Origin of the sequence: uncultured Paracoccus sp. (assembly GCF_947496875.1) — a bacterium.
Classification (GTDB): domain Bacteria; phylum Pseudomonadota; class Alphaproteobacteria; order Rhodobacterales; family Rhodobacteraceae; genus Paracoccus.
In genome coordinates this window covers 1-6,376 of the sequence record NZ_CANMEH010000046.1, presented here as the reverse complement: position 1 = coordinate 6,376, position 6,376 = coordinate 1, and the positions used below count along the sequence as shown (strand labels likewise).

The following is a 6,376-nucleotide window of genomic DNA, read 5'->3' as shown; positions in this document are numbered from 1 at the left end:
CGTAAGCAACCACACCTAACCGAACATCGCCGGTGACCAACTCTCCCAGAATCTACACCACGCTCAGGGACAGCATCTTTCGCCCCGTTCGCTCTCATCCTGGGGGAGGTACGACTACGCATGGTCCCTCGACGGCGGCACACCCCTCCCCGCGCTACCACCGTCCGAGTTCCGCGATCCCCCCATGGCATCTTCCGAACCACCCCAGCCAGTCATATTCACGGGGGGACTGGTTGCCCGGCCTGTATCTCCAGCATCTATGCGCGACGCGTGCGCTACTGGCTCGAAGCAGCGGCGATCGACTTCGAGGGCGAGTGGCGACACGAGACTTGCCGGAACGTGAAACCGCTGCCCTTCGACTTCTACGTCGGGGATCTGAATCTTCTCATCGAAGTCGATGGCATTCACCACTTCGAGCCGGTGCTGTGGCGCGGCAGCGGTACTCCGGAGGAGGCCGAGATCAGGCTGAAAGAGGTGCAGCGGCGCGATCGGATCAAGAACCTGCGGGCCAAGGAGCAGGGTTTCGCGTTGCTGCGCTTGCGCTACGACACGGACATGGAAACGCTTCTTGAGCAGCGCCTCGTGCAGCTGGGGTGGACACCTCCCGCAGCGCCCATCCCCCGCTTGGCTGACGCGGACGGAGAGGTTGGCGGTAAGGTAGGAATCGACGCAAGATCCTGATGCCTGCGTCTGCCCGGGTCAGCGAAAACCAGCCCTGACCCCCGATCCCTTTCGATCCCGCCCGGATGGCCAGTATCGCGCTCTGCGGCGACGAACGACGCCAAAAGTGGGGCCGCACACGCACCAAGGTCCAGCGCTACCGATGCTCGGGCTGCAAGAAGACGTATTCGGGCCGGACCGGGAGCGCCATAGGCCGCATCCATGGTCCTGCCTGTTCATGGATGCTGGTCTTCTCGTTCATCGGTAGTGCACTGCGGCGGCCTTCTCCGGGATAACCGAGGCAGATGAGACCTACCAGCGAGAGTCGCGCAAGGCCTCGCGGCCGCCACCCCGAGTGGGGCCGCCGAGCTTGGGGTCGACACATCGCCGACCCGGCACAGCCGGAACCGTCCGCGAGCCCGGCCCCGGCCGCGTGCGGTTCAAGACCGGCTGCAGAGGCAAAGGAGGGCGGACATCACCTCCTGATCCGAATGCGCGCACGGGCATCGCAGTGCCGTTGCCCGGCTGAACCCGGGGCCGGTCTGTTGTCGTGGATCTGACGGAGTCGCGCTCTTTTCATGAGAGCGCGATCCGTCCGACCACGACGGTGATCTGGAAAGGACAAAGAAGGAATACGCCTCTGGCGGGGCGAGCCGGAAGGAAGGGTCGAGATCCAAGCCAACCAGCGCGGAAGCAGAAAAACGAACCACACGAGAGCGTCTTGACGCGGTCCATTTCGGACCGCGCATCCCCAGGAAAGTATCGGCGGATGCACCACCCTTCTCTCAGTGGACGACACATCACCGCGGCTCGCCGCGTCGATGAATTCATCGCCTGGCTCACCGGCTCCGCGACGACCTCGTGGATGCGGCCCTGCTGCTCGGCGGCCCGAGATGGGGCCGCGTCGCGTTAAGCGTCGTCGCCCGGGCAAGCCAGGGCCGCGACCCTTCCGACCTGCTGCCGCAGCTGCGCCGGCTGCGCCGTCTGCTGCATCTCGACCTCGTCGCGGATCTCGCAAGCGAAGAAGCCGAGGGTTTCATGGCGCTCGATCCGGATGATCCCCTAGCCGACAGCGCCCGCATTTGTGCGGAAGCACTCGATCGCGGCATTCGCGCGCTCGAGTTGGTGCGGCCGGTGGTTGGTCAGGAGGCGGCATGATGAGCGATCACGACCGTAAGAAGCGCCATCTCGCGCATGCGCGCGCCGATACCGTCGAAGCGGCACGTCTGCTTCGGCTGCTCGGCTTTCAGACCCACCCCCGAGCACCGGTCTTCATGCCCGGCATCTCGACTTACGCCGACATGCTCGACCCCGACGCGCCGGATGAGCGGCGACTCGCTGCATGTCACCGCTACCTCGAGCCGGTGCAGCGCGCCGCGGAATTGGAACAGCTCAGCATCCCCCCGGAACCGCCGTCGGAGTTCCGCAATCCCTATGGACTGGAACTCCGCACGACACAGCGCGGCTACCTCCTCGAGCTGTGCCACAGTCACCTCGGCAAGGCTGTTGTCGCCTTCCTGGCCGCGGACGTGGCGCTGCGGTAGCCAGACCGTGAACGATCTGGCGGCCCACCTGCGGGCCCGCCAACGCTGTCTGGGGATCCCAAGGTGCAACAAGGACGCCACATGGCCCCAGGCCAAAGCCGACGGAGAGCTCCCGAGGGCCGTGCCTGTGAAGCTGCTCCCGCAGCAACCCAGCCGTGTGATGAGATCGGAACACGAACGATCGTTAGGGAGGGTGGGCGGGTTGCACCCCTGATGTCACCAGCATCGACCAGGAAAAAGCTGCCTCCGATGTCGCGTGACGGTTCCCCGTTGTAGTATCCCCCCCGACCGGTGTTCGGCAGTTCCGTGGCGGACCCCACCGTTTCAGATGGTTTTACCAGTTTCAAAGAGTTTCTCTGGTTTTCGCCCGATCTTATGTCTTTCCTACAGACGCTTGGCACCGCTGACCTGATGCGCGGGCGGGGACGCGCGACAGGCTGGCGGGCAGTTGCTCGCGGGAAACGGGGCGCGCCGCGGCGCTGCCGGCGATGGCCGCTGTGCCGACGGCGCCGTTTGACTTCGCTGGCGCTAGTTTCCGAAGCCCGGCAGTTGATCCCACGTCCTCTGCATCAGGGGGGGATCGAGGACAATCCAGCCCAATGGGGACATTGAGATCGGAGGCAGGCCCGACGTTCTGATCTCACCTGGGCAAGTCAGGGGAGTTTGCGCAACATTGTTGTCATGTAACGATTGTATCTGATGAGGGCTTCGCTGGTTCGGAAGTTACCTCGAAGCCGGGCATCCAGCCGGGCACTGTAGATCAGCGGCAGTTCGACACTGTCCAGTGCCGAGGTGCGCAACTTGCCTTACCTAATGACACGCGCCGGTTCGCTTGCAATGCGAAAGGGCGGAGGTGTACCCTTCGAGGGTCGTTGCGCGTAGTCGCGAGCGCATGCATCCACCAGGCCGGCCTGCAGGAGCGCCTTGAATGCGGATCGCAGTCTTCAGCACCCAGCCCTACGATGCGAAGTTCCTTGAACAGGCAAGCGCCGGCGCCCATGACCTCATGTTTTTCGGCGCCCGCCTCACGCCAGAGACGGCGTTGCTTGCCGCCGGATCCGACGCCGTTTGCGCCTTCGTGAACGACGACCTGGGAGAAAAGGTGATCTCGGTCCTGTCGGATGCGGGGGTAAAGCTGATCGCGCTGCGCTCGGCGGGGTTCAACCACGTCGATCTGCTTGCGGCCGAGGCCGCCGGAATCTCCGTGGCGCGGGTGCCAGCCTATTCCCCGCATGCGGTAGCCGAGCACACGCTTGCCCTGATCATGACGCTGAACCGCAAGACCCACCGCGCTTACAACCGCGTGCGCGAGGGCAACTTCGCGCTGGACGGCCTCCTTGGCTTCGACCTGCATGGAAAGGTCGTGGGTGTCGTCGGGACGGGCCAGATCGGCGAGGTCGTGGTCCGCATCCTGACGGGCTTCGGCTGCCATGTGCTCGCACACGATCCGAACGAGAACCCGGCTTGCATAGCAAACGGGGCGCGCTATGTTTCTCTCGACGAGTTGTTCACCTCAAGCGACGTCATCACACTGCAATGCCCGCTGACCCCTGCGACGCATCACCTGATCAATGCGACCGCCGTGGCAAGGATGAAGCGCGGGGTCATCCTGATCAACACCAGCCGCGGCGCGGTGGTCGATACCAGGGCACTGATCGGTGGTCTGAAGAGCGGTGCGATCGGCAGCGTCGGGCTGGACGTCTACGAAGAGGAAGCCGACCTCTTTTTCCAGGATCTTTCCGGCAGTGGCATCCCCGATGACGTATTCGCGCGCCTCCTGACCTTCCCGAACGTGCTGATCACCGGGCACCAGGGCTTCTTCACCGAGGAAGCCCTGACCGCCATCGCCGAAACGACCATCGCCAACATCTCGACGTTCGAGCGCGATGGTACGCCGCTTCACCCCGTGCGGTCCGCGCCGGACGCCTGAGCGATGCCCGCGCTTCTTGCCGCAGCGCCGCTGGCCGTGATCCTTGTGGGGATGGGGGTGCTGCGGCGATTTGCGGCGTTGGCGGGGTCGGCAGGGCTTGTCGTGGCGCTGGTTCTCGTCGCCACGACATTCGGCATGGCGGGGGGCCCGCGGGCCGGCCTCTGCGTCTTTGTCGAGGCGCTCCATTCCACCGCGACGATCCTGTGGATCATCCTTCCCGCCCTGTCGCTCTTCGAGTTTCAGAGACGGACCGGCACGATCCGACGGATACGCGATACTCTGGCGGCGCTGACCGACCAGCGCCGCATCCAGGCGCTGCTGATCGCCTGGTTCTTCCGCCTGTTCATGGAGGGCGCGGCCGGCTTCGGAACGCCGGTCGCCCTTGCCGCGCCGCTTCTGGTTGGACTTGGATACGGCCCGGTCATGGCGGTGGTTCTGGCGCTGCTGGGCCATGCGGCGGGCGTGTCCTTCGGCGCGGTCGGGACACCGGTTCTTGCGCAGATCGAACTGTCGAACATGGACCCGACCGGGATCGCGGTCAGCACCGGCCGCCGCGGGATGGTCGCCGAGGTCATGGGGTGGCGCTACGTCCGCTGATGAGCGTGGGTGTGGCGCTGCTCGTGATGCTGGCGCTCTCTCGGCTCATGGTCCATTCGGGCATGACAGCGGTGCTGGCCGCGGCGTTCACGTCCGTCTGGCCGGTGCTGGCGCCGGCGGTCGGCGCACTCGGCACCTTCATCACTGGCTCGGCGACTGCATCCAACATCCTCGTCACCGAGCTTCAGCTAACCACACCGGCCGGCCTCTCGCTGCCGCCACTGCTAATGGCTGCGGCAAAAGGCTTCGGCGCGGCGATCGGGAACATCGTCACACCCCACAACATCATAGCGGGCAGCGCAACAGTTGGCCTCATCGGGCGCGAAGGCGACATCCTCGCGCAGACCGCGCGACCGATCGTTTTTTACCTGGGCATCGGTAGCGTCGTAATCGGCTTCATTGCCTGCGGATCACCGCCAAGAGCGCCTTCTCGGCCGTTCGCTGCGGCTCCAGAAACTTCGGGAAGTAGCTGTCCTTGGGTTCGCACCGCGCTACGCCGCGCCGGTCCGGGGAGCCCTCGCCGCTGAACAGTTGTCGCATGGCGTCCGGAGCATGGTGTGATTGTAGATGTTGCACACGAGATCATCCTTGACACGCTCACGGCCGAACGGCAGCCCAAGCCATATCAACTGGGCAGTTAGTTTCGTCGGATAGTTCCAGTTCCAAATCCCGGCCGGCGGCCGGCGCGCCATAGGTGTCGGCTGACGAGGCAAAAGGGAAGGCGGCGATGAACTGGGACGATCTGAGGATTGTCGCAACGATCAACCGCACGGGGTCGTTCACCCGTGCGGCCCGCCTGCTGGACGTGGATGAGACCACGATTGCCCGCAGGCTCGCGCGAATCGAGGCGCGCTCGGCGTCAGCCTGTTCGTGGCCGTCCAGGGACACGGCGAGCCGACCGAAGATTGTCGCCGCATCCTGCGCCATCTGGCTGCGATGGAGGAGGCCACAGAGGCGATCGGCGCCATACTGACCGCGCCGCACGCAACCTCCCGCCGGCTGCGCCTGTCGACCATCGGGATGATTGCCAATTTCTACCTCGCACCGGCGCTGCCGGACCTCCTTGAGAGAGAGCCGGAGCTTACCCTGGCTATCGACATCTCGGACCACAACGTCGTCATGTCGAGGTGGGAGGCCGACTTCGCGCTGCGACTCGGACGTCCGAGTCGCGGGGATTTCACCGTACGCCGCGTGGGAACGCTGCGATTCGCACTGGTGCGACCAAGCGACTCCGCTGCTGTTCCCTTTGTCACCGCTGCTGGCAACTGGTGGCCTATCACCGTCAGTCGAACCGCATCTACATGCTGGTCGACCAGCGCGCGGAGTGGACCCACAAGACGCCCAGCCGCTATGTCGTCGTCCTGGACGCGGACACCGGCGAGCGCATCGCGCGTCATGAAATGGGCCACGACATCGACTCGGTTGCGGTCAGCCAGGACGCCGAGCCGCTGCTCTATGGTCTCTCGCTCGGGGCAAAGACGCTCTACATCTATGATGCTGAGACCGGAGAAGAGCTGCGGTCGGTGAACCAGCTGGGCCACGGTCCGACGGTCATCAGCGTCGCGGACATGGGTAGTGTCCGAGCACGTGGTGTAATTTCAGCGCCGTCGACGGTGTGATCCCGGGTGGTCACCGAGGTGTATGG

General features: G+C 64.8%; 8 protein-coding genes and 1 pseudogene. All 9 read left to right on the top strand.

Annotation, left to right across the window (positions count from 1 at the left end):
* The first annotated feature begins 270 nt into the window (after positions 1 to 270).
* The 9 genes and pseudogenes from Q0938_RS18750 (at position 271) to Q0938_RS18715 (ending at position 6,350) form a co-directional block, all read left to right on the top strand.
* Positions 271 to 681, top strand: coding sequence for a hypothetical protein (locus Q0938_RS18750; RefSeq protein ID WP_299365573.1), 411 nt, complete (start codon positions 271 to 273; stop codon positions 679 to 681).
* A gap of 840 nt (positions 682 to 1,521) precedes the next feature.
* Entirely contained in the window at positions 1,522 to 1,818 is a 297-nt protein-coding gene (locus tag Q0938_RS18745) for a hypothetical protein (protein WP_299365571.1), read from the top strand.
* Entirely contained in the window at positions 1,818 to 2,204 is a 387-nt protein-coding gene (locus Q0938_RS18740) for a hypothetical protein (RefSeq protein ID WP_299365569.1), read from the top strand. Before Q0938_RS18745 ends, Q0938_RS18740 begins: the two co-directional genes overlap by 1 nt.
* A gap of 928 nt (positions 2,205 to 3,132) precedes the next feature.
* The gene (locus tag Q0938_RS18735; RefSeq protein ID WP_299365567.1) at positions 3,133 to 4,134 is read left to right on the top strand and encodes a 2-hydroxyacid dehydrogenase; all 1,002 of its coding nucleotides are present in this window, start codon (positions 3,133 to 3,135) and stop codon (positions 4,132 to 4,134) included.
* 3 nt (positions 4,135 to 4,137) lie between these two features.
* Complete coding sequence (locus Q0938_RS18730; protein ID WP_299365565.1) at positions 4,138 to 4,731, top strand: L-lactate permease; 594 nt, start codon at positions 4,138 to 4,140, stop codon at positions 4,729 to 4,731.
* An 11-nt stretch (positions 4,732 to 4,742) separates the two neighbouring features.
* The gene (locus tag Q0938_RS18725) at positions 4,743 to 5,258 is read left to right on the top strand and encodes an L-lactate permease (RefSeq protein ID WP_299365563.1); all 516 of its coding nucleotides are present in this window, start codon (positions 4,743 to 4,745) and stop codon (positions 5,256 to 5,258) included.
* A 200-nt stretch (positions 5,259 to 5,458) separates the two neighbouring features.
* Positions 5,459 to 5,704 (top strand): LysR family transcriptional regulator, encoded by a 246-nt coding sequence (locus tag Q0938_RS19505; RefSeq protein WP_366942788.1) that lies wholly within the window; start codon positions 5,459 to 5,461, stop codon positions 5,702 to 5,704.
* Positions 5,668 to 5,952, top strand: a pseudogene (locus Q0938_RS19500) (LysR substrate-binding domain-containing protein); the annotation flags it as partial. The gene Q0938_RS19505 and the pseudogene Q0938_RS19500, both read left to right, overlap by 37 nt.
* A gap of 47 nt (positions 5,953 to 5,999) precedes the next feature.
* Entirely contained in the window at positions 6,000 to 6,350 is a 351-nt protein-coding gene (locus Q0938_RS18715; protein WP_299365560.1) for an amine dehydrogenase large subunit, read from the top strand.
* Positions 6,351 to 6,376 lie beyond the last annotated feature (26 nt).

Excerpts from the sequence above, each read along its gene's own strand:
- Q0938_RS18735 (WP_299365567.1), top strand. The coding sequence starts at position 3,133 with ATGCGGATCGCAGTCTTCAGCACCCAGCCCTACGATGCGAAGTTCCTT.
- Q0938_RS18740 (WP_299365569.1), top strand. The coding sequence starts at position 1,818 with ATGAGCGATCACGACCGTAAGAAGCGCCATCTCGCGCATGCGCGCGCC.
- Q0938_RS19505 (WP_366942788.1), top strand. The coding sequence starts at position 5,459 with ATGAACTGGGACGATCTGAGGATTGTCGCAACGATCAACCGCACGGGG.
- Q0938_RS18730 (WP_299365565.1), top strand. The coding sequence starts at position 4,138 with ATGCCCGCGCTTCTTGCCGCAGCGCCGCTGGCCGTGATCCTTGTGGGG.